A 22,952-nucleotide genomic window follows, 5' to 3' on the forward strand; every position below is an offset into this window, starting at 1 on the left:
TGCATGCTCCTTGTCTGTATATGGATTGGTAATTGTACTTGAGTTATCATCCCCATCTTGACACAGAACCATGTGAAGGTATCATTAGGGAAAATGAATGGTTGCAACATACAGGAGGCCTGACGAAAATGAATAATGAAAAATTAAACATTGCGCTGCTGCAAATGGACATAAATGCAGGAAATCCGGAGGCGAACTTTGCCAAGCTTGCGCAAATGCTGGAGCAAGCGGTAAGCGGGGATCGCAAGCTTGATGTCATCGTGTTTCCTGAAATGTGGAACACAGGCTATGCGCTGACGGAAATCGAAACGCTGGCTGATGCGAATGGGGAGCGGACGAAACAGCTTTTGTCAGCCTTTTCGGCTAAGCATCAAGTAAATATTGTTGCGGGCTCGATTGCGGAAAGCAAGGCGGATGGCGTTTACAATACGATTTTTGCTTTCGACCGTGCGGGGGAAACGATTGCGGATTATTCTAAAATCCATCTGTTCCGTTTAATGGATGAGGAAAAATATTTGCAAGCTGGCGATAAGCTTGGTTTGTTTCAGCTTGGCGGACAGGAAGCCGGCATGATGATTTGTTATGATATCCGCTTCCCTGAGCTTGCTCGCAAGCTGGCGCTTGGAGGCGCAAAGCTGCTGTTCGTTCCAGCTGAGTGGCCGAATCCGCGCCTGCATCACTGGAAAACGCTGCTGAGCGCAAGAGCGATTGAAAATCAAATGTTCGTCATTGCCTGCAATCGGGTAGGGCAAAGCGGCGAAACGAGCTTTTTCGGGCATTCACTCGTCCTTGATCCGTGGGGAGAAACCATTGCTGAGGGTGGAGAGGACGAAGCGATTATTTATGCGGAAATCGACCTTTCACTCGTTGATGCGGTACGCGGGAAAATCCCCGTATTTGAAGATCGTCGGCCAAATTTGTATTAAAAGCTTGGATAAAAAGTCAAGAGAAGTGAAAAGGTTGGGGTTAAATAGCCCTCGGGCAGCCCAACCTTTTTACATCTAGCCGTTTCTGTTTAATACCATTTTTTAGCGGATCATTTATTTATAATGGACGATCGTTTTGTTCATCGTTCGAATGAAGGCTTCCGTAGCTTTGGACAGGTAGCGCCCCTTGCGGCTGGCGATGACTAGTGTCCGTGACGCTTTGGGGGACAGGGGCAAGTAGATGGGGGCGAATTCGCTCCCTCTTTGCCGTGTCAGCATTTTCGGGACGAAGGCGATGCCCATGCCGCCCGCGACGAGCGATTGGACGGTTTCAATATTGCTGCTTTCAAATACGATTTGCGGCGTAAAGCCGGAAGCCTGGCACAGCTCGACCGTAATTTGCCGGAAGCCCTGGCCTTTTTTTAAGCCGATAAAGGGTTCATTGCGCAATATGCTTATCGGTACAGGCTCCGAGCTTTCCGCAAGCGGATGCTGTGGCGGAATCGCCAGGCAAATTTCTTCTTCCATTAAAGGCTCCCATGCAAGCGAGGTATCGGCAAGCGGAAGGGACAGCAAGCTGAGGTCAGTGCCGCCGCTTGCCGTAAGCTGCTCCAGCTTTGCCGAAGTATCCTCTACGAGCACCACCTCGATTTGTGGATACTGGGCGCCGAATACCGGCAGGACGAGCGGCAAAATATGCGAGCCTGTAATCGGCAGCGTTCCGACGACGAGCCGCCCGCGCCGCATTTGCGCCATATCATCCATTTCCTGCTTTAATTGTTCAATCGCATCGAGAATCGTTTGGGACTTGTCAACAAATACCTGACCAGCCTGCGTAAGCTCAACCGAGTTGGTCGTGCGCCGAAACAGCAGCACGCCAAGCTCCTGCTCCAGCTTAGACAGCTGCTGGCTGAGCGAGGGCTGGGCGATATGCAGCTTTTCCGCTGCGCGGGAGAAGTTTTTTTCAATTGCGATTTGCAGCACATACTGCAGTTGTCTGAGCTCCATGGGCATCCTTCGCTTTCTATTTTTCTGGGAAGAGCTTCTTCATTTACCGTTATAGTTGTTACCTATAGACATTATAGATATTATATCTTGGATCAATCAAGTGCCAGATGTTATGCTTAGAGCATCATTTTTGAAGAGAAGTCGAACGATGGGGTGAATTTAATGGCTAAAAGAACGATGTTTGAGAAGATTTGGGATAATCACGTCATTAATCAAGAAGAAGGCAAACCAAGTATTATTTATATCGATCTTCAACTGGTTCACGAAGTAACTTCGCCGCAAGCTTTCGAAGGCCTTCGCATGTCGGGTCGTAAAGTACGTCGTCCGGATTTGACATTTGCAACGATGGATCACAACGTTCCTACGAAAGACCGCTTTAATATTAAAGATCCTATTTCCAAGCAACAAATCGATACGCTGACGCAAAACTGTAAGGATTTCGGCGTAAAGCTGTTTGATCTTGACAATATTGACCAAGGCGTTGTACACGTTATGGGGCCTGAAATTGGCCTCACGCATCCGGGCAAAACGATCGTTTGCGGCGACAGCCACACGTCCACGCATGGTGCGTTCGGCGCGCTTGCATTTGGTATCGGTACTTCCGAGGTTGAGCACGTAATGGCAACACAATGCTTGCAGCAATCGAAAGCAAAAACGATGGAAGTTCGCTTCACAGGCAACCGCAAACCGGGCGTAACGGCAAAAGATATGATTTTGGGCGTTATCGCAAAATACGGCACGGACTTCGCTACCGGCTACGTTATCGAGTACACAGGTGAGTCGATCCGCTCGCTGACGATGGAAGAGCGTATGACGGTTTGCAACATGTCGATCGAAGGCGGCGCTCGCGCAGGTCTGATCGCTCCTGACGAAACGACTTTCAACTATCTTCGCGGACGCGAATATGCTCCAGCAGATTATGATGCAGCTGTAGAAGAGTGGAAATTGCTGTCCACTGACGAAGGCGCAACTTATGATACGATTGTTGATTTTGATGTGGATTCCCTGATTCCGCAAGTAACCTGGGGTACAAGCCCTGGCATGGGTACGGATATTACTTCTTCCGTTCCTTACCCAGAACAGCTCCCTACGGAAAATGAGCGTAAAGCTGCTGAGAAAGCACTTGAATATATGGATCTGAAGCCAGGTACGCCTATGAATGAAATCGAGATCGACTATGTATTTATCGGTTCTTGTACAAATGGACGTATTGAGGATCTTCGTGCTGCTGCTGAAATCGCTCGCGGCTACAAAGTTAGTGATAAAGTGACAGCAATCGTCGTTCCAGGCTCGGGCCGCGTTAAAATTCAGGCTGAGAAAGAAGGCCTTGATAAAGTATTTATCGAAGCAGGTTTCGAATGGCGTGAAGCAGGCTGCTCGATGTGTCTGGCAATGAATCCGGACGTTCTGCAGCCAGGACAGCGCTGTGCTTCGACATCGAACCGTAACTTCGAAGGCCGCCAAGGCCGCGGAGGCCGTACGCATCTCGTATCTCCAGCAATGGCTGTTGCTGCAGCTGTTATGGGCCGTTTTACAGATGTGCGTGATTGGAATGTCAAAACAGAAGTATTGAACTAATCAGGACGTGTGAGAGGGGTATTACCGATATGGAACCATTTAAACAGTTTACGGGCATTGTTGCTCCAGTCGATCGCGTTAACGTAGATACGGATGCGATTATTCCTAAGCAATTTTTGAAGCGTATTGAGCGCAGCGGCTTTGGACAATTTCTATTTTTCGAATGGCGTTTTCATGAGAACGGTGAAGTAAACGTTGATTTTGAACCGAATAAGCCTCGTTATCAAGGCGCTTCCGTTCTTATATCTCGTGCTAACTTCGGCTGCGGCTCTTCGCGTGAGCATGCGCCATGGGCCATTCTCGACTATGGCTACAAAGTCGTTATTGCACCGTCTTATGCAGATATTTTCTACAATAACTGTTTCAAAAACGGCATTTTGCCGCTTAAGCTGAGCGAAGAGCAGGTTGAAGATCTGTTCCAGCGCACGGCGAAGCATGATGGCTACAAGCTGAATGTTGATCTGGAAAACAATCGTCTGACTGATGATTATGGTCTGGAAATCAACTTTGAGCTGGATGAGCACCGTCGCCAGTTTTTGCTGCAAGGTCTTGATGATATCGGCCTTACGCTGATGCATGAAGATAAAATTACAGCTTACGAGCAAAAACGCGCTGCAGAATCGCACGCATAAGCTGTAAATAAGAAAAAACGGCTGTTGCCGCCTTCTGGCGGCGACAGCCGTTTCATTACGAGAAATATAGAGAAGGATGGAAAAACGATATACTTTCCTATATTTTAAAAAGAGGGCAATTTCCTGTCGGAAAAATTGTCCTCTTTTTTCCTCTATACGCAACTTTTTCTGACGCTATGCGTCTAATATTTTAGTCTGTTTAAGTCGAATGCACCCCATTCGATGAGGGCAATTTCAGTCATCGAGGTGGAAAATGAAGAAATTTGTACCGATTTTGTTGCTCATGTCGTTTTTGTTCACGCTGTTTTCTAGTGCAGGACATGCTGCCGAGGTTGTGCCAAAGCTTTATTTGAATGGGGCTTTACTGGATTCGAAGGTAGCGCCGCAAATCGTAGACAACAAGTATACGCTTGTACCGATTCGGCTCGTGTCGGAGAGTATCGGCTACAAAGTAGGCTGGTCGTCAGCTACACAGACAGTTACTGTACATAATGGCTCTGATTCAATTGTACTTACTATTAACCAGGATGTCGCTTTTGTTAACAATGAGCAGGTGAAGCTGGATACGCCAGCTTTGCTGCAAAAAGGGACAACCCTTATTCCGCTGCGATTCGTTGGGGAATCTCTCGGAATGCAGGTCAATTGGGACCAAACGACAAAATCCGTCCAATTGTTTAAAGAAGCGGAGCCAACGCCTACGCCAACTCCATCAACAGATCCGGTTGTCACACAGCCTGATGGTGTTGTAACGGACATTTCGTATGACAATGAAAATGCGATTATTATTCACTACGAGGGAAGCGCTGTCTACAATCAGCCTTTCAAGCTCGAAAGCCCGAAACGAATCGTAATGGACATTCCCAAGGTGTCCTATTCGGATACGCTTTTAGCGCAGCTTGGCTCAGGTCAGATCAATCTTGAGGTAGGCGAGCATCCTTATTTGAGCGGTATCCGCTATTCCTTGTTCTCGTCAAGCCCGGCAACTGTACGTATCGTGCTTGACCTGAAAGCAGATGCCGATGTGGATGTCATCAACAGTGCGCTAGGCGAAATTCGCATCAATGTCATTGATCCGCTGCCAGTGCAAGCTACTCCTACGCCAACACCGACGCCTTCAGCGACGCCAACGCCAACTGCAGGTCCGACACTGCCAGCAAACGGTGTTTATTCTATCGTAATTGACGCGGGACATGGCGGCTCTGATCCAGGAGCAAAAGGAATTAATGGCAGATGGGAGAAAGAATTTAATCTCAGCCTTTCTTTGAAAGTAAAGGCTCTGCTTGATAAGGAGTCGAAAATAAAAGCTTCTTTATCCCGTCCCGATGACAACTATGTCAAGCTGGAGGATCGGGTAAAGTTTGCTGAAAATCTTAAAGCTAATCTATTCCTATCTATTCATGCCAACAGCAATCCGAGCAGCGCCGCAACGGGCACGGAAACCTACTACACAAGAGCTAGCAGCAAAGCGTTTGCCGATGCGGTACACAAGCAGTTTGCCAAAGCAACAGGCCTTAAGGATCGCGGTGTCAAGCAGCAGAGCTTGCATGTGACGAGAGAAACGACAATGCCAGCCATTTTGCTTGAGGCAGGATTTTTGTCTAACGCAGACGATTACAAGAAGCTGTTTGATGAATCCGTGCAAAATAAAATCGCTGCCGGAATTGTAGCAGGAATCAAGGACTATTTGAAGCTATAGTAGAGACAGGGGGATAACAGATGCTGCGAACAGTGAGCAAGTTCATGTTGACTTTATGTATAGTTGGACTCGTTGCGGGCTGTGCGGCGGTTAACAAGCCAGCTGAATCAGGCGCGGGCAGCAGCCCGTCGCCTTCTATTCAGCCATCCGCTGCTCCGACGGCCGAGCCGTCAATTGAGCCAGCAAAACAGACAGCAGAAATAAAGGTATATGCGGGAAATGAAGAGCTGGATGGTATAGTGGAGCAGCAGGTTCAGGTTGCATACAGCTCAGATCTGGAGTTAGTTCAAAACGCAATTACAGCATTACAGCAAGCGGAGGGCGATGGCGCTGTATCGCTGTGGAAGCTGATTGAAATTAAATCGGTGTTGCTGGGAAGCGATGGACAGGTGACGATTGATCTTCATCTGTCTGACGAGTCCCGGCTTGGTTCGCCTGGCGAAGTATTAGTGCTGGAGACGCTCCAAAAAACATTGTTCCAGTTCGAATTTGTAAAATCCTATGATTTGCTCATCGATGGAGACAGCGCAGATACGCTGATGGGCCATGTTGAGCTTGAGCATCCAACACTAAAGCCGTAGCTTAGCAGCCAGAGAACGTCTTCAGCCGTTTACGCTTGATAGAAAGAAAATGATAGATAATGAATAAAAGAGTGTAATAAAATAGAAATTCCATTTAATACGTTTTGAAACTATTTGGGGGGAACGATAACTATGGCATTGTCACGATCATCTAAATCTATCATTGCAGGTACAATTGCATTTTCCATTTTGGCGGGGCCTTTTGCGGTTCCCGCCCCTATTTCGTATGCGGCGTCTGTCAGCTCCAACCCGTTTAGCGATGTAGCATCGAATCACTGGGCGCAAAAGCATATTACGAAGCTGTCGCTTCAAGGCATCATTAATGGCTCTAATGGCCTGTTTCGTCCGGCTGATAATGTAACGCAGCAGGAAGCCGTTCTTATGGCTTTGCGTTTTATAGGCGCAGCAAGTGAAGCTCCGGCTGATGATACTGTTGCTTTTCCAGAAACGTTTGTCGTTAAGAGCGACTTTAAAGGCGAAGTGAAGCTTGCTTTTGATAAAGGCTTGCTGGATCAAGCCGAAGAATATGCGCTTGCCGCTTCCGGCGATCAAGCTGTAGGCTGGGGACAACGCCCTGCCACTCGTGAATGGGTGACGAAGCTGCTCATTCGTGCTATTAACCAGAAGAGCACAGCGGACAGCCTGCAGAACGCTGTTTCATCGTTTAATGATGCAGATCAAATTGCTAGCAGCTACCGTGGCTATGTCAATGCGGCTGTTTCACTAGATTTGGTTAAAGGGGTAACGGCAGTCAAGTTCGACCCTAAAGCGAATGTAAACCGTGCAAGCCTTGCAACGCTGTTCAGCCGTGCTGAGAAGCTGTATCCGGTGGAATACGCAGGCCAAGCAACGGGTGTGCTGCTGCAATCTAGCGATACGGGCATAACGATTTATAGCAAGTCTCAATCAGCTGTATATACGCTTAGCCCGGATACGGTCATCTATCGTTATGACTCAGAAACGCCAATTGCAGCCAAAGATCTTGTGCAATATGCAAATGTAACGGTCATTACGAAATCGGGCGGGGCTGCTTACGTGGAGCTCCAGGATGACAAGCCGCAAATTAAAACGATAACAGGTACGGTTGGCCGCGTGCTGCCGGATCAGAAGATGCTGTATGTGTGGATAGATAATAAGCCGGTAGAGGTTTATTATGACGACTCGCTTATCTTAACCGAAACGTCTGGCAAGACGATTGCCATTAGCGACTTGAAAGAAAACAGCGCAATTACAGTGACGCAGGATACGTTCCGTACATCTCCTAAAGCGCTGAAAATTACAGTTGACCAACAAACAGGAGCGGCTGTGCTCAAAGGCACGTTTATTTCCGGCGATGCAAGCGTCCTTACTTATGAAGACAGCGCTGGCAAGCTCAATTCCAAATTTTTGAGCAGCACGGTTGAAATTATAATCGAAGGCATCGTTGGGCCAACGATTGGCGATTTGATTAAAGATGTGGATCAACTGCAAATTACAACGAATGACCAGGACCAGATTACAAAAATCGAGGTCGTAAACCGCAACGTTCAGACGCTCGTTGGTGCTCAGGTGGAAAGCTATAATGCGGACAAAAAATTCCTTGTCGTTTTTGACTCTGCAGGGTCAAAAGCCTATCCGCTTTATTTGACTGACAAAACGAGAATTGACAACAACGGCAATGCAATCAAGCTGGAGGACATCGGCACTTGGCTGACTAAAAACCGCAAACTGACGATTACTTACAGCGGCGATAAGGTTGTGTCCTTGTCGATTGCAAGTAAATATACAGGCAAGCTCGTCTCTATTAATGCTTCGAGCAATTCCGTTACGCTGAGCGTGCCTGGCGGCGTAGATGTTACAGTTACTTATTCGGCGCCAACGGTAGAAGTTCCGGGCATTGCAGCGGCATCTCTGACTGATCTTAAAGTTGGCGATACGATTACAACGGTGATGAATGTGAATCAGGATCGGGCAACGCTCATTCAAGTTCATCGTCCTATCCAATATGAAGTACGTGCTGTCAACACTGGAACCAAAAAGGTTACGGTCGTTAATGCGCAAAATGTCCAGACAGATCTAGTGCTGTCGGGAATCGACATTACGAATGAGACAGGAAGCAAAGTGGCGATCGATACACTTGTTCCGGGCACTTTCATTAATGTCAGCTACATTGGCAAGCAAATAACTGCCGTGAAATCCATCGTCGTTTCTTATGGAACCGTTCAATCGGTAGGCACGAACAGCATTACGCTGACCAATGAGAATGGCCAGACAACAACGGCTGCACTTGGCCAATCCTTCCTAATTACGAAGGGCACATCGACTTCTGCTACTACGTCGACGCTTGTAACGGGAGACCGGATCCAACTGAGCAAAAATGAAAATGATGTCGTGCTGGTTACTGTTGCTGTTGGCCAGACAAGAACATTTTGGCAGTATGACGCTACGGCTGGACAGCTGTGGACGCTCAAAACGACCGATGCCGACAATGCCAATTATTTTTACGTGACAGGTTCAACAAAGCTGCTAAAAGATGGAAAAACGATTTCGCTGCAGGATATTAAATACGGCGATCAGATCATCGTTTATGCTTTCAAAAATAAAGCCGTGGAAATTGTAAAAGTGTAAATTGGTAAGGTTATGTGACAAACTGCCCTACGGGGCAGTTTTTTTATGCTTTTTTCAATATTTATGGTGGATTATAGTTGCATGGCGGGACGTTTTTCGCTACACTTTGAACGATAGTGTTTGGAATGGGAGAGAGGACGATGAATGCGAAGCAGAAGATGCGACACATATTGGATACTCTTGCGGAGATGTTTCCGGACGCACACTGCGAGCTGAACCATTCTAATCCGTTTGAGCTGACGATTGCCGTTCTAATGTCTGCACAATGCACCGATGAAATGGTGAACAAAGTAACCGCTAACTTATTTCAGAAGTATAAGCAGCCAGAGGACTATGTGGCGGTTCCGCTGGAGGAGCTGGAGCAGGATATTCGAAGAATCGGTCTATTCCGAAGCAAAGCTTCCAATATTCAAAAATTGTGCCGTATTCTCATTGATAAATATGATGGAGAAACTCCTTCCACGCATGAGCAGCTGGTCGAGCTGCCGGGCGTTGGACGCAAGACGGCGAATGTTGTCATGTCTAATGCGTTTAATGTGCCGGCAATTGCCGTCGATACTCACGTCGAGCGTGTATCCAAGCGCCTTAGGGTAGCGAAGCCTGATGATTCTGTGCTGGAAGTTGAGAAGAGGCTCATGAAGCTTGTTCCCAAAGAGGAATGGACCCTTACCCATCATCGGCTCATTTTTTTCGGCCGCTATCATTGCAAGGCGCAAAACCCGCAATGCGAGGTATGTCCGCTGCTGGATATGTGCAAAGAAGGAAAACAACGTATGAAGCCAGGCTTAAACAAGAAGACTGTTAAGAGAGTGGCTAAATAAGGTTGGCTGAGAGACAAATACTTTTAAAATGAAGGATGATGACAGTGAAGTGTATTTCTGTGTATACAAATAGTTTTGAGCTTTTCTCCGATATTTATGAGCAAGTGCTTAGCTCCCCGCCAGAAGAAAACGAAGATATCGTAGTGGAAGGCGTAACCGTTAGCGGCTCCGGCGACGTGCCTGACCAATACATCGAGCGTATGCGCCAAAAACCGGAAGTCGTTGTTATGCGTGAAAAAGAGCGTAACATTATGATTTTGCAGCATGGCAATGTATTCGAAATTTGCCTGCCTTCCGATGACGAGGAAATTGCATAGGTTATGGCTGAAATGACGGTACAACGCATTGAAGAAGCAACAATCCTGGCGGCCCGCGAAATGGCGGACGCAGGTGATGCGCTGCACGCCAAACAAGTTATGGAAGTAAACAGTAAGCTGGCCGAAGGTCGGCTTACTGTTGCTTTTTGCGGTCATTTTTCCGCAGGCAAGTCCACGCTGATCAATCGGCTGTGCGGGGCTCAGCTTCTGCCTTCCAGTCCGATTCCGACCAGCGCGAACGTAGTGTCCATAAGAGGCGGAGCAGAGGCGCTGGCAAGCATCATCACGGAGAGGGACGGGGAGGCCTCTAGTCTTAGTGTGCCTTTGGAGGATCTGGATCGCTATTGCGTAGACGGGGAGCAGTTCCAATCGGTCTCGATTACGTATCCAACAGAAAGATTAGGCAATCATACGGTACTTCTGGATACGCCGGGCATTGATTCTACGGATGATGCACACCGGATGGCAACGGAGTCAGCGCTGCATTTGGCGGATGTCGTGTTTTATGTGATGGATTACAATCATGTGCAATCGGAAATTAATTTTGCGTTTGCGAAGCAGCTTAAGGATTGGGGCAAGCCGTTATATTTTATCGTTAATCAGATTGATAAACACAGGGAACGCGAGCTAACGTTTGCCGATTACCGCAAAAGCGTAGAAGAGGCGTTTCAAGCATGGCATTTGGAGCCAGCGGGAATCGTTTATTTGTCGTTGCGCCAGCCGGATCATCCGCATCAGGAATGGGAGGCGCTTACGCAGCTGCTTGACGAGCTGAAGGAATTGCGTGAGCCGCTCGCTGCTTACAGCGTCGACGCTTCGCTGCGCCATCTTGCAGCAGAGCATTTGAAATGGTGCGAGATGCAGGATGAGCCGGAGAAGGAACGGCTGCTTGCCGAGGCAGGCGGAGAAGAGGAAGCACAGCGGGTGAAGGCGGAGCAAGGCGAGCTGACTGTTCAGGTGGAGCAGCTCAAGGCTGAACCGGAACGGCTGCGTCTGGAGCTGCGCCGTGAAATGCAGGCGCTGGTAGACAATGCGATCATTACGCCAGCTCCGGTGCGTGATTTGGCGCATTCGTTTCTGGAAAGCAGAAAGCCGGGCTTCAAGACGGGGCTATTGTTCGCGGGCGCAAAGACGGCGGCTGAGCAGGAGCGGCGTGCCGAGCTGTTCTGCCATGATTTTGCTGGCCAAGTGGGCGCGGCTGTCGATTGGCATGTAAAGGATTTGCTTCGCCGTGCCGCTGAGCGAGTCGGCTACGCAGCGGAAACGCTGGAGCAGCAGCTTGCCGAGCAGTTTAGCTGGAAGCCGGATGCTTCCTGGCTCATTCAGCGCGTAAATACGGGAGCCGTATTCGGCAACGAATATACGATGACGTATACGCGCGAATTAGCCGCGGAGGTGAAGGAGCTTTACCGGAAGCGCGGCAATGAGCTGATTGACGCGCTGACGGCGCATGTGGCAGCGGCGAGCGAGGCAGCCGCTGCAGACGTGAGAGGCCGGCTTGCGGCGCTTGATGCGCAAGCCGGGGCGCTAGGGCTGCTTGCGGCGCTGGCGGAGCGCGCCGCGCAGCATGCGGCGCAGGTCGTAAGGGCGCTGCCGCAGCCAGTGGCGCGGCCGGCGCTGCCGGCGCCGAAGCGCGCAGCGGCGGATGCCAGCGCGCGCGCAGGTGTGGACGGCGGCGCGGCAGATGCCGCCGCCGGGCCTCGCCGCGCGAGCGAAGCTGCGCAGCGCGGCGATAGGGCGGCAGCGGGCGACGCTGCTGCCGCAAGTGCCAGTGGCGCGCCGCAGCACGCGCCACGAGCGCAAGCTGCGCTCGGCAGCGGCGAAGCGCTGTCGCAGCAGCATGGCGCAGCAGCGCGCTTGCTCAGCGCAGCCGCGCTGCTGACGCCGCACGCGCCGCTAGCCGCGGCCGCGCAGGCGATGCAGGACAAGGCGAACCGGCTCCGCAGCAGCCGGTTCACAATCGCGCTGTTCGGAGCGTTCAGCGCGGGCAAATCCTCGCTCGCCAATGCGCTTATTGGCGAGCCGGTACTGCCGGTGTCGCCGAATCCGACGACGGCGGCGATCAACCGTCTCGTGCCGCCATCGGGCGAACGCGAGCATGGAACGGCAGGCGTCGTCATGAAATCCCGTGACGCCGTCCTGGAAGACCTGCGCTATTCGCTCGCTTTGCTCGGCGAAGACGCTACTGACGCTGCGCTGCCGGACGCTGCCGCTCTTATGCGCGCGATCGACCGCCTGTCGCCGGATGCGATTCACGCCGGCGGACGGCCGCACTACAGCTTCCTGCGTGCTGCACGCGCAGGCTGGGAAGCGCATGAGTCGCTGCTTGGCCAGCGCCTCACCGTCTCCCAAGCGGAATACGAGCGCTTCGTAGCGGAGGAATCTCGCTCCTGCTACGTCAGCGAAATCGAGCTTTATTACGATTGCGAGCTGACGCGGCAGGGCATCGTCCTCGTCGATACGCCGGGAGCCGATTCCGTGAACGCCCGGCATACGGGCGTAGCGTTCAATTACATTAAAAATGCCGACGCTGTCCTGTTCGTCACTTATTACAACCATGCTTTTTCACAGGCAGACCGTCAGTTTCTTATGCAGCTGGGGCGGGTCAAGGACCAGTTCGAGCTCGATAAAATGTTTTTCCTCGTCAATGCGGCTGATTTGGCAGCCGATCAAGAGGAGCTTGCGGGCGTCCTGAAGCATGTGGAGCATAATTTGCTTCAGCACGGCATTCGTTCGCCGCGTCTTTATCCGGTTTCAAGCTTGGATGGTCTCGACGCGAAGCAAAGCGGCGATGGCGAACTGTTAGCGCGCTCAGGCATTGACGCGTTCGAGCGCTCCTTCCTGCATTTTGTGAGCGAGGATTTAGGGCGGCTTGCGATCGACGCAGCGGAGCAGGAAATTGTCAGGGCGGCGGCTACCGTAAATGGCTGGCTGAACAGTGCTACAGGCGATGCGGCTACGAGAGAGCAGGAGCGCAGCCAGCTGGCTGCGCTGCAAGAGCAGGCACAGCTGCTGCTTGCGTCCTACCGGTCCAGCGAGGCGCCGCCTCAGCAGGCACAGGAGCTAAGCGAGCTGCTCTATTATGTCGTACAGCGCCAGCAGCTTCGATTCGGAGAATTTTACAACTACGCCTTTAATCCTTCTGTCTTGCAGGATGATGGTCGCGATTTGAAGAAGATGATTTGGACGGCTTGGCTTGATTTGCAGCGGCAAATTCAGATGGAGCTGGCGCAGGAGCTGCAAGCGACTTCGCTGCGTCTGGAGCGAATTTTGAACGGCCTTTTGCGCAAGCAATTTGACAGCTGCGCGTCGGAGCTTGCCGCTCTGCTGGCGGGTTATCAATCGATCCCGTATGAGACAGCGGCCATTCCTACTCCGGAAATCGATGTCGATTGGACGACGACGGATATTACCGGCAAATGGCTGTGGAGCCGCTTTAAATCGCCGCGGCAATTTTTCGAAGGCGACGGCAAAGGCCAGCTGCGCAAGGAGCTTGAGGCGCTGCTCATTCCATCGCTCCAGCAGTGGATGGCTGTCCTAAATGGACAGTGGACCGAACGCTACAGCGCGCTTTGGAAAAAGTACGCCGAGCAGTCAGGCGAGCAGCTTCAGCAAGACGTTGTAAACTATGTAGAGGGCAAGCGCATCTCGCTAGCGGACAATGCTGATGTGGGGCAATTGCGCGAGCTGCATGAGCAATTGATTCATCTGCATAGCGCAACAATTGCATAAGCTTTCATCTAATAATAATCTGAATGCTTTCAAGGGCGGGTATGAGCCTTTGAAAGCATTTTTTTTAATATAAGTATTTATGAAAAATTGTTTAGGCTTGTTTTGTGTGTTTCTGTGCAAAAATGGCGTAAGACGCACACTTTAGGGATGATTTAAGACGATACTTGAGCATAGGTTAGTTAGTGTTTCCAAATTGCCTTAATCGGCTGTTTCAATGTAATATACGGAAATTTACTCAGATTGCTCCTGTCATAGGATGCTGATAATATTCATTCATGCTTACAAAAAAGAACAGGGAGTGGGATTTGCTTGGACGTCTTTAGGCAACTCAAACGATTTTACTGGGTCGAACGAAAATTTCTTTTGACCTCCATCGTCTGCCTGATGTTTGCGACAGCGCTCGGGCTCGTATATCCGAATTTGCTTCGCATCTTAATCGACGATGTTATTAAAGAAGAGCAGTATGGCAAGGTGCCTGCGTTAGCGCTAACTGTTGTGGGGGTTGTGACGTTAAAGGGATTGATGCAATTTTTGCATGGTTTTTTCGGAGGAAGGCTCGGCAACCGAGTAGCTTTTAGGCTTCGCAATGCTTGTTATGACAAGTTGCAATCGCTATCTTTTCAATATTATGACAAAGCGAAAACAGGCGATCTCATGTCGCGTTTGACTGCGGATTTGGAAGCGATTCGCAACTTTATCGGCTTTGGCTTTGCCCAAATTTTGAACGTGGTGCTGATGGTCGTATTCGGCGGAGCGATGATGCTGTCCATCCACTGGCAGCTGACGCTTATTACTTTGGTTACCATCCCGCTGCTCGTGTTTACGGCTTTGCGCTTCGAGCGCAAAATCCACCCGGCCTTTCAAGAAATGCGCCGCGCGCTCAGCAGCCTGACGACGGCTGTTCAAGAAAACATTACGGGTGTTCGCACGGTGAAATCCTTTGCCCGCGAGCCGCATGAAGTGAACAAATTTTCAGTGAAAAATGAAGCTTATCAGACGAATCAGATCGGTGCTGCAATAATATGGGCTCGTTATTTCCCTATTATGGAATTATGCGCCAACATAAGCGCAGTTATTCTGCTTCTAGCAGGTGGAATGCTCGTCATTAGAGGAGAGCTCAAGCTAGGCGAGCTGGTTGCCTTTTTCAGCTTAACTTGGTACATTATCGGCCCGATGTGGGGGATTGGGTTCCATATTAACAACTACACGCAATCCAAAGCTTCCGGCGAACGGGTGCTGAATCTATTGAACGAGCATGTCCATGTGAAAAACCTCGAACATGCCATCGTGCTTGACGAGCAATTGGTTAAAGGGCATGTCCGTTTCAACAACGTAACGTTTAATTATCCTGACAATGCTCCGGCATTAACGAATATTTCGATTGATGCCCCGGCGGGCTCCGTAATCGGTTTCCTAGGAGCTACAGGCTCAGGAAAATCGACGGTTATCCAGCTGCTCATGCGCGCCTATAATGTGAAAGAGGGCAGCATTACGCTGGATGGCATGGACATTCGCGACATTGACGTGAACAGCCTGCGCAGACAGATGGCTCCTGTTTTTCAGGAAACGTTCCTGTTCTCCGCCTCTATCCGCACGAATTTGGCATATGGCATGCAGGATGTAACGGATGAGCAAATTGAACGTGCAGCGAAGCTGGCGAAGGCACATGATTTTATTATGGAAATGCCGGAAGGCTACGATACGATTGTAGGTGAAAGAGGAATGGGATTGTCCGGCGGACAGAAGCAGCGGATTGCGATTGCCCGCGCCCTTATTAAAAATCCGCATATTCTCATTCTGGACGACGCTACGAGCGCTGTAGATATGGAAACGGAGCATGAAATTCAGGCGGGCTTCAAGGAGCTTATGGCGGGTCGCACGACATTCATTATTGCCCACCGCATCTCCTCGCTGCGCCATGCGGATGAAATTATCGTTTTGGATCAAGGCATAATTGTGCAGCGCGGCACGCATCAGCAATTGCTTGCGCAGCCTGGCCCTTATCGTGATACTTACAAAATTCAATACGCCGACTTTCCGCTCGAAGAGCTTGAGCAGGCGGGTTCGCAGCGGAAGGAGGGGGCGCTATAATGAGCAGCACTTCCGGCACGGATAAATACGATAAAAAAGAACGTTTTATTTACAAAGATGATGATGCGATCGAGAAGCCGTTTAACTGGGCGCAGGTGGGCAGATTGTTCGTTTACATGAAGCCCTATAAGCGCCAGCTGATCCCGGCCATCTTCATGATGATTATTGGCACGCTTACGCGGCTCGCGACTCCCGCACTCGTCATCCTCGCGATTGACGAAGCCATTCAGCCAGCTGATGGCGCGGCAAGCTTGCCAAAGCTGTACTTGTATGCCGGCTTAATGCTCTTGCTGTATGTGGTGCAATGGGCTGCCAACAGCTACCGGATCAAATACACGAATATTATTGGGCAAAAGGTCATTTATGACCTGCGGCATGATCTGTTCAAGCATATCCAGAAGCTTAGCTTCCGCTTCTTCGACAAGCGTCCGGCAGGCTCCGTGCTTGTGCGGATTACGAATGACGTTAACGCCCTTCAGGACTTGTTTACGAACGGTGTCGTCAACTTGCTGATGGACTGCGTGCAGCTGCTGGGGATTGTTGTCATTTTGCTGATCTGGAATTTCAAGCTGGGGCTTGCAATCATGGTGACGGTACCGCTCATGTTTATCGTTTCGACTGCGCTGCGCAAGCGGATTCGTTTTGCTTGGCAGGACGTTCGGATGAAGCAGTCGCGAATTAATGCCCACTTGAACGAAAGCATCCAGGGGATGAAAGTAACGCAAGCCTACGTTCAGGAAAAAGACAATATGCGTTTCTTTGACTACATGAATACGGTCAATGTGAAATCATGGAATAAGGCCTCGGCGCTCAACCAAGCGTTTGGTCCGGTTATTGAAATTACGTCAGCTATCGGGACATTTATTTTGTTCTGGTACGGCGCCCATTTGATTCAGCAAGGTGCGATTACAATCGGCTTGCTCGTCGGCTTCGCCAACTATATCGGCAACTTCTGGGACCCGATTAACCGGCTTGGCCAAATGTATTCCCAGCTGCTTATTGCAATGGCATCTTCCGAGCGCATTTTTGAATTTATCGATGAAGAGCCAACGGTACACGAGAAGGGCGCAGCGAAGGCACTGCCGAATATTCGCGGCGACGTCGTATTTGACAACATTATTTTTGAATATGAAAAAGGGCGCCAAGCACTTAAAGGCATTAGCCTGGAAGCCAAAGCAGGCCAATCGATCGCTCTCGTTGGGCATACGGGCTCAGGCAAAAGTACGATCATCAACCTGCTTTGCCGGTTCTATGATCCCGTTAGCGGCAGCGTGAAGATCGACGGGAAGGATATTCGCGACGTAACGATTGAAAGCTTGCGCTCCCAAGTCGGCATCGTAATGCAGGATACGTTTATATTCTCGGGAACGATTCGCGACAATATTCGTTACGGCAGACTTGATGCATCGGATGCGGATATTGTGGAAGCGGCTAAAGCGGTTCATGCCCATGATTTCATTATGAATTTGCCGGATGGCTACGATACGGAAGTAGAGGAGCGCGGCAACATTTTGTCGATGGGCCAGCGCCAGCTGCTTTCCTTCGCCAGAGCATTGCTTGCGAATCCGCGCATTCTCATTCTCGATGAAGCGACGGCAAGCATTGATACCGATACGGAGCTGAAAATCCAGGAGGCGCTAAAGGCGCTGCTTGCTGGACGGACCTCCTTCATGATTGCCCATCGCCTGTCAACGATTCGCAATGCCGATGAAATTATCGTGCTGGACCATGGCCGCATCGTCGAGCGGGGCAAGCACGAAGCGCTTATTGCGCAAAAGGGCATATACAATGGGCTGATTGAAGCCCAATATCGTTTCTTGTCAGCTTAAGTCGAATCAAAGCGGTTAAGGTCTTGATTTTTAGTGCAGGAACCTCCACAATGGAAGAAAAAACAATTCGGAATCGGTATCGCTGTCCCTTAAGGCAGCCGCCGACAATTATCCGGTTTGCTTCCAGGAGGTTCTTTTTATTATGTATGGATCACCATTGTCCGGAGCGTCGCGCAAGCTTATGCTGCTCGGATCAGGAGAGCTTGGCAAGGAGGTAGCGCTTGAAGCGCAGCGTCTCGGCGCTGAGACGATTGCGGTAGATCGCTATGAGAACGCGCCGGCGATGCAGGTCGCTCATCGCTCTTATGTAGCTGATATGCTGGATGGAGCGGCTCTAAGACGAATCATTGAACAGGAGCGCCCGGACTATATCGTGCCGGAAATTGAAGCGATTGCAACCGAAACGCTGCTGGAGCTTGAACAGGAGGGCTTCCGCGTCATTCCAACGGCTCGCGCTGCTTGGCTGACAATGGACCGGGAAGGCATTCGCCGCCTTGCTGCCGAGCAGCTTGGCTTGCCGACGGCCGCCTACCGTTTTGCCGATACGCTGGAGGAGCTGCGTGAAGCGACAGCAGCGCTAGGTTTCCCATGTGTCATTAAGCCGATCATGAGCTCGTCTGGCAAAGGGCAAAGCGTCTGCCGCAGTGAAGCGGAAATTGAAGCTTGCTGGAGCTACGCTATGGAGGGCGGTCGCGCGAAGAAGCAGCGGATTATCGTCGAAGGCTTTATTACGTTTGAATCGGAAATTACGCTGCTTACGATTCGCTCCGTATCAGGCACGAGCTTCTGCGCACCTATTGGCCACGTACAGAAGGATGGCGATTACATCGAATCGTGGCAGCCGCATGCGATGAGCACTGAGCAAATCGAGCAGGCGGAGGACATTGCCCGCAAAGTGACCGAAGAGCTGGGCGGTTATGGCCTCTATGGCGTCGAATTGTTCCTTACGCAGGATGGCGTGCTGTTTAGCGAGGTTTCTCCACGTCCGCATGATACAGGCATGGTTACGATGGCGACGCAGGATTTGTCAGAGTTTGCACTGCATGTTCGCGCTGTATTGGGGTTCCCGATTCCAACGATCAGGCTGCTGTCGCCAGGTGCCTCGCATACGCTCAAAGCGGATCGTGAAAGCAATCAGTTCCGTATTGGCGGCGTGCAGGAAGCGCTGGCGCTGCCGCATACGCAGGTGCGGGTATTCGGCAAGCCGGAGACGAAAGTCGGACGCCGGATGGCTGTTGCGCTCAGTACGGCTGCAGATGTAGAGCAGGCACGGGAAACGGCGCGCCAAGCGGCGGAGCTGCTGCATATTACATACGGAGAATAGGCTGCAGAAGGGCTGCCGCGTCCAGTTATCGCATGGGCGCAGCAGCCCTTCCTTCTCGAAATATAAGAATTTATAAGTTTCCCACTTATCATTAGGCTTATATTTCTCGGAGTGAAACGCGCCTTGCCGCCAAAGGACGGCGATAGCCGTTTCACCTTGCCTATTTTGTTTTTTTCCAGTACACGCCCGTTGAATCTATCGTCACGAGCGGATCGGTAATGTGATAGGCATTGCGGAAGTCGGTAACAGCTGCGGCGCAATAGCCAATGGAGTAATCGTCAATGACGATAAAGCCGCCAATGGATACTTTAGGATATAGATGAGTCAGCGCATCCATCGTCGAGGAATACATGTCGCCATCGAGGCGGGCTATCGCTATTTTATTCGTTGGCGCCGCCGGCAGCGTATCCTTGAACCAGCCTTTAAGAAAGATAATGCCATCGTCATATAGATCATATTTTTGAAAATTGCTGACGACCTCAGGCAAGGAAACGCGCAAAAAGTCCTGCTCGTGAAATTTCGAGGTTTCGTCGATCGGACAGCGGGCCTCCGGCGCTGGCAGCCCTTCAAAGGAATCGGCGACGATCACTTTCCGGTTCGTTATGCCATGTACTTTCAGAAAGCCGCGCATGAAAATGCAAGTTCCGCCGCGCCATACGCCAGTTTCAATGAAATCGCCCTCGATGTTGTTGCTAACGACGGCATTCATAAGCTGATGCAGATGGTTCATGCGAATACGCCCAATCATACTATGTGCAATGAGGGGCCAATCGAGGCCTTAAAAGCGGTTTTCCTTCGTAGCGCCAGGCTCACGCTCCAGCCAAATTTCAAATAATATTGCTTTTTTCAACATTTCCAAATACATCTCTTTTGGTGTATTATTGCTCATAATCACAGTCCTTTTCTTTTTTATGGTTAACGTATGAACATGAAACAAGTTTGAAAATGGCTTGTGTGTACGGCAATTGGAGCGAAAAACTTATACATTGCCTGTAATTTGTAAATGATTGTGAAAAAGGAGAGAGACAAGCGATGCGTTCATCCAAAAGATTAGGCATTATGATTGGCGCCTGCTCCCTATTGATCACGATATTGATGCTCGTTGGTATTGGCTATGCCATTAAGGATCAGCTGTTTCCCTCTGTATCCGTACAGCCGCAGGTTACGGCATTGCCAGAGCAGACGGCTGAGAAAAATCAGCTTCGCATTGTCGCAATAGGCGATTCTCTGACCAAGGGAGTTGGCGATTCGGCAGGCGGGGGTTATGTCAAGCAGGTCGTAGACAGCTTGGCTGCTGATCCGGACAAGCAGGCGGAGCTCGTCAATAATTTGGGCATTAGCGGGCTGCGCGCCGACCAGCTTGCGGAAAATTTAAAGACGGATAAAGGCATGGCTTATGCGCTGCAGCAGGCAAATGTCATTTTGCTGACGATTGGCGGCAACGACCTGTTTCAATCGCTGCAAGGCGCTCAGGATTCCAATGGAACTGCAGCAGCTGAACCAAACATGTCGCTCGCGCAGGTGGAGAAGGGACTTGAGGAAGGCTTGAAGCGGCTGGATAATGTGCTTTCGGAGCTGCACCGGATTAATCCGGATGCCCGCATCATTTATATTGGCCTCTATAATCCGTTTTTTGATGTAAAAGAGCTGCGGGATGGCAGCTTGGAGGTTCAGAAGTGGAACGAGAAAGCCTATGACATGCTTCATGAATACTCAAATATGACGATGGTACCGACATTCGATTTGTTTGAGGAACGGATTGGCAGCTACTTGTCATCAGACCATTTTCACCCGAATCATGAAGGTTACAAACAAATTGCGCAGCGGGTCGTGCAGGCGTTGTAGCAGAAGGAGGCGCTATGGAACAGTCGAATGTAGTGCTGCAAGTGACAAATTTAAGCAAAAAAATTCGCGGCAAGCAAATTATTCACGATGTCAGCTTTGAGGTGCGGGCAGGTGAAATTTTTGGTTTTCTTGGACCCAATGGCTCTGGCAAAACGACGACGATTCGCATGCTGGTCGATCTTATTAAGCCAACCTCTGGGCAAATCCGGATTTGCGGACATGATGTCCAGAAGCAGCCGGAGCAGGCGCTCCGTTATATCGGGAGCATTGTAGAAAACCCTGAAATGTATGGCTATATGACGGGCTGGGATAATTTGCAATATTTTGCCAATATGCTTGATGATGTGGATGAGGCCAGAATTAGCGAGGTCGTCGAAATCGTCAGCCTGACGCAGCGCATTCATGAGAAAGTCAAAACATATTCGCTTGGCATGAAGCAGCGTTTAGGCATTGCCCAAGCTTTGCTTGGACGTCCGAAGCTGCTTATTCTTGATGAACCAACGAATGGGCTTGATCCGCTTGGGATCAAGGAGCTGAGGGCGTTTGTGCGGATGCTTGCCGGAGAAGGCATCAGCCTGTTCATATCGAGCCATTTGCTCAGTGAAATTCAATTGATGTGCGATAGAGTGGCCATTATTGACAAGGGCAGAGTGTTGGCCGTCGGTTCGGTGGACGAGCTGGTTCAGCAGGCTGGAACGTATGTATTATGGCAGCTGGAGCCTCGGGAGAAAGGCATTGCTTTGCTGCTGCAAGACGGCAAGGCCGCAATCGTTTCGGAAGAGGAGCACCGTATTGATGAGAGCGTGCTTGCGAGCATGCCGGGCGCCGTCGTCACAACGATGCCGCTAGAGGATATTGCAGGTACCGTCAGCCGGCTGGTAGCGGAAGGTATAAGCGTTGAAGGGGTGCACAAAGCGGCTCCTACACTGGAAGAATTGTTTCTGAACATGACGGAGGGGAAAAGCCTTGCATAAACTACTGCTCCTTATTGAAAATGAAACCTTGAAAATGTGGAAAAAAAGAAGGTTTCTCGTCATTGTCCTTGTTCTCCTTGTTATTATTCCAATGTTCACGTATGCTCAGTTAACCGTAGCACAGAACAATAAAGACAAATTTGCCGACTGGCGCAACGAGGTGCTGCAGCAAATTACGGATATGCAAAACAGGCTGTCCAGCAATCGGATTCCTGAGGAATGGAAGAAGCAGCAGCGCATTGCGGTACAGCAGCTTCAATATTATTTGGATCATGATGTCAATCCTAGCAGCCCGAATGGCGTCACTTTTACTCGGGAATTTATGAATAATGCGGTAGGGTTGTTTATTCCGCTGCTCGTTTTGACCATTGGTTCTGATCTCGTATCTGGCGAGCGCGGCACCGGAACGATCAAAATGCTGCTTACCAAGCCGGTCCGCAGATGGAAGGTGCTGTTCAGCAAGCTCGCGGCGCTTACTCTTTATGTATCGCTGCTTGTCGGGGTGATGGTGCTGCTGTGTTATTTAATATCGGGCATGTTCTTCGGCTATGGAGGCTGGGGCTTGCCGATCTTTACCGGTTTTACGATCAACGGCAGCGAGGTCGACACGAGCTTTGTGCACATTGTTCCTCAGTGGCTATACATGCTCATGCAGACGGGACTCGTATGGCTGTCCGCCATGACGGTAGCAATTCTCGCTTTGATGGTATCGGTTCTTGTCAGAAGCACGGCGGCAAGCATGGTGATCATGATGGCTTCTGTCATTGCCGGAACAATTCTTTCGAGCATGTCCTCCTCGTGGGAAAATGCCAAATATTTATTCGCCGTGAACCTCAATTTGCCGACATATTTGGAAGGTTCGCCGCCGCCGATTGAGGGCATGTCATTTTCTTTTTCCCTTATCGTGCTTGCGATTTGGGCGATTGCGGGGCTTATTGTCTCGTTCAGCGTCTTTACTAAACAGGACATCTTGAATTAAAATAGCTTGAAG

At 50.3% G+C, this 22,952-nt stretch carries 16 protein-coding genes and 1 pseudogene; 15 read left to right on the forward strand and 2 right to left on the reverse strand.

Annotated features, from left to right (window positions below; translation table 11 throughout):
* Positions 1-128 precede the first annotated feature (128 nt).
* Positions 129-926 (forward strand): carbon-nitrogen family hydrolase, encoded by a 798-nt coding sequence (locus tag AC50X8_RS15960; protein ID WP_056028649.1) that lies wholly within the window; start codon positions 129-131, stop codon positions 924-926.
* A 114-nt stretch (positions 927-1,040) separates the two neighbouring features.
* On the opposite strand, the gene AC50X8_RS15965 is transcribed toward AC50X8_RS15960, so the two are convergent.
* Positions 1,041-1,934: a LysR family transcriptional regulator gene (locus AC50X8_RS15965; protein ID WP_099519986.1), complete on the reverse strand. Its 894-nt coding sequence runs from the start codon at positions 1,932-1,934 to the stop codon at positions 1,041-1,043.
* A 162-nt stretch (positions 1,935-2,096) separates the two neighbouring features.
* Here AC50X8_RS15965 and leuC point away from each other — a divergent pair, with 162 nt between their 5' ends.
* The 11 genes from leuC (at position 2,097) to purT (ending at position 19,142) form a co-directional block, all read left to right on the forward strand.
* The gene (leuC, locus tag AC50X8_RS15970; RefSeq protein WP_494880315.1) at positions 2,097-3,512 is read left to right on the forward strand and encodes a 3-isopropylmalate dehydratase large subunit; all 1,416 of its coding nucleotides are present in this window, start codon (positions 2,097-2,099) and stop codon (positions 3,510-3,512) included.
* A gap of 29 nt (positions 3,513-3,541) precedes the next feature.
* On the forward strand, positions 3,542-4,144 hold the full coding sequence (leuD, locus tag AC50X8_RS15975) for a 3-isopropylmalate dehydratase small subunit (protein ID WP_494880317.1): 603 nt from the start codon (positions 3,542-3,544) through the stop codon (positions 4,142-4,144).
* Positions 4,145-4,397: 253 nt separating this feature from the next.
* Positions 4,398-5,840 (forward strand): N-acetylmuramoyl-L-alanine amidase family protein, encoded by a 1,443-nt coding sequence (locus AC50X8_RS15980; protein WP_494864410.1) that lies wholly within the window; start codon positions 4,398-4,400, stop codon positions 5,838-5,840.
* Between the two features lie 20 nt (positions 5,841-5,860).
* A complete protein-coding gene (locus AC50X8_RS15985) occupies positions 5,861-6,421 on the forward strand; it encodes a GerMN domain-containing protein (protein ID WP_494864412.1) in 561 nt (186 codons plus the stop codon).
* A 132-nt stretch (positions 6,422-6,553) separates the two neighbouring features.
* On the forward strand, positions 6,554-9,028 hold the full coding sequence (locus tag AC50X8_RS15990) for an S-layer homology domain-containing protein (protein WP_494880319.1): 2,475 nt from the start codon (positions 6,554-6,556) through the stop codon (positions 9,026-9,028).
* A gap of 140 nt (positions 9,029-9,168) precedes the next feature.
* Positions 9,169-9,849 carry an endonuclease III gene (gene nth / locus AC50X8_RS15995; protein ID WP_056028628.1) on the forward strand — a complete coding sequence of 227 codons (681 nt, stop codon included), beginning with the start codon at positions 9,169-9,171 and terminating at the stop codon, positions 9,847-9,849.
* Between the two features lie 44 nt (positions 9,850-9,893).
* Positions 9,894-10,166, forward strand: a complete 273-nt coding sequence (locus AC50X8_RS16000; protein WP_046234755.1) for a hypothetical protein — start codon at positions 9,894-9,896, stop codon at positions 10,164-10,166.
* A 12-nt stretch (positions 10,167-10,178) separates the two neighbouring features.
* Positions 10,179-13,898, forward strand: a complete 3,720-nt coding sequence (locus tag AC50X8_RS16005) for a dynamin family protein (RefSeq protein ID WP_494880321.1) — start codon at positions 10,179-10,181, stop codon at positions 13,896-13,898.
* 309 nt (positions 13,899-14,207) lie between these two features.
* Entirely contained in the window at positions 14,208-15,989 is a 1,782-nt protein-coding gene (locus AC50X8_RS16010) for an ABC transporter ATP-binding protein (RefSeq protein WP_056028622.1), read from the forward strand.
* Positions 15,989-17,818 carry an ABC transporter ATP-binding protein gene (locus AC50X8_RS16015; protein ID WP_056028619.1) on the forward strand — a complete coding sequence of 610 codons (1,830 nt, stop codon included), beginning with the start codon at positions 15,989-15,991 and terminating at the stop codon, positions 17,816-17,818. The genes AC50X8_RS16010 and AC50X8_RS16015 overlap by 1 nt, the downstream gene beginning before the upstream one ends.
* 142 nt (positions 17,819-17,960) lie before the next feature.
* Positions 17,961-19,142 carry a formate-dependent phosphoribosylglycinamide formyltransferase gene (gene purT, locus AC50X8_RS16020; protein ID WP_494864424.1) on the forward strand — a complete coding sequence of 394 codons (1,182 nt, stop codon included), beginning with the start codon at positions 17,961-17,963 and terminating at the stop codon, positions 19,140-19,142.
* A 160-nt stretch (positions 19,143-19,302) separates the two neighbouring features.
* Here the strand turns inward: purT and AC50X8_RS16025 are convergent.
* Positions 19,303-20,031, reverse strand: a pseudogene (locus tag AC50X8_RS16025) (TylF/MycF family methyltransferase).
* Between the two features lie 143 nt (positions 20,032-20,174).
* Here AC50X8_RS16025 and AC50X8_RS16030 point away from each other — a divergent pair.
* Genes AC50X8_RS16030 through AC50X8_RS16040 form a run of 3 tightly spaced genes read left to right on the forward strand, consistent with a single transcriptional unit; the run spans position 20,175 to position 22,940 of the window.
* The gene (locus tag AC50X8_RS16030) at positions 20,175-20,987 is read left to right on the forward strand and encodes a GDSL-type esterase/lipase family protein (protein ID WP_056028613.1); all 813 of its coding nucleotides are present in this window, start codon (positions 20,175-20,177) and stop codon (positions 20,985-20,987) included.
* A gap of 14 nt (positions 20,988-21,001) precedes the next feature.
* A complete protein-coding gene (locus AC50X8_RS16035; protein WP_494880330.1) occupies positions 21,002-21,961 on the forward strand; it encodes an ABC transporter ATP-binding protein in 960 nt (319 codons plus the stop codon).
* A complete protein-coding gene (locus AC50X8_RS16040) occupies positions 21,954-22,940 on the forward strand; it encodes an ABC transporter permease (RefSeq protein ID WP_081418554.1) in 987 nt (328 codons plus the stop codon). The genes AC50X8_RS16035 and AC50X8_RS16040 overlap by 8 nt, the downstream gene beginning before the upstream one ends.
* Positions 22,941-22,952: the final 12 nt, after the last annotated feature.

This window comes from Paenibacillus sp. JT22N15 (genome assembly GCF_059383755.1).

Bases quoted from the DNA above. Each gene is read 5' to 3' on its own strand.
- AC50X8_RS15960 (WP_056028649.1), top strand. From the start codon at position 129: ATGAATAATGAAAAATTAAACATTGCGCTGCTGCAAATGGACATAAAT.
- AC50X8_RS15965 (WP_099519986.1), bottom strand. From the start codon at position 1,934: ATGGAGCTCAGACAACTGCAGTATGTGCTGCAAATCGCAATTGAAAAA.
- leuC (WP_494880315.1), top strand. From the start codon at position 2,097: ATGGCTAAAAGAACGATGTTTGAGAAGATTTGGGATAATCACGTCATT.
- leuD (WP_494880317.1), top strand. From the start codon at position 3,542: ATGGAACCATTTAAACAGTTTACGGGCATTGTTGCTCCAGTCGATCGC.
- AC50X8_RS15980 (WP_494864410.1), top strand. From the start codon at position 4,398: ATGAAGAAATTTGTACCGATTTTGTTGCTCATGTCGTTTTTGTTCACG.
- AC50X8_RS15985 (WP_494864412.1), top strand. From the start codon at position 5,861: ATGCTGCGAACAGTGAGCAAGTTCATGTTGACTTTATGTATAGTTGGA.
- AC50X8_RS15990 (WP_494880319.1), top strand. From the start codon at position 6,554: ATGGCATTGTCACGATCATCTAAATCTATCATTGCAGGTACAATTGCA.
- nth (WP_056028628.1), top strand. From the start codon at position 9,169: ATGAATGCGAAGCAGAAGATGCGACACATATTGGATACTCTTGCGGAG.
- AC50X8_RS16005 (WP_494880321.1), top strand. From the start codon at position 10,179: ATGACGGTACAACGCATTGAAGAAGCAACAATCCTGGCGGCCCGCGAA.
- AC50X8_RS16015 (WP_056028619.1), top strand. From the start codon at position 15,989: ATGAGCAGCACTTCCGGCACGGATAAATACGATAAAAAAGAACGTTTT.
- purT (WP_494864424.1), top strand. From the start codon at position 17,961: ATGTATGGATCACCATTGTCCGGAGCGTCGCGCAAGCTTATGCTGCTC.
- AC50X8_RS16030 (WP_056028613.1), top strand. From the start codon at position 20,175: ATGCGTTCATCCAAAAGATTAGGCATTATGATTGGCGCCTGCTCCCTA.
- AC50X8_RS16035 (WP_494880330.1), top strand. From the start codon at position 21,002: ATGGAACAGTCGAATGTAGTGCTGCAAGTGACAAATTTAAGCAAAAAA.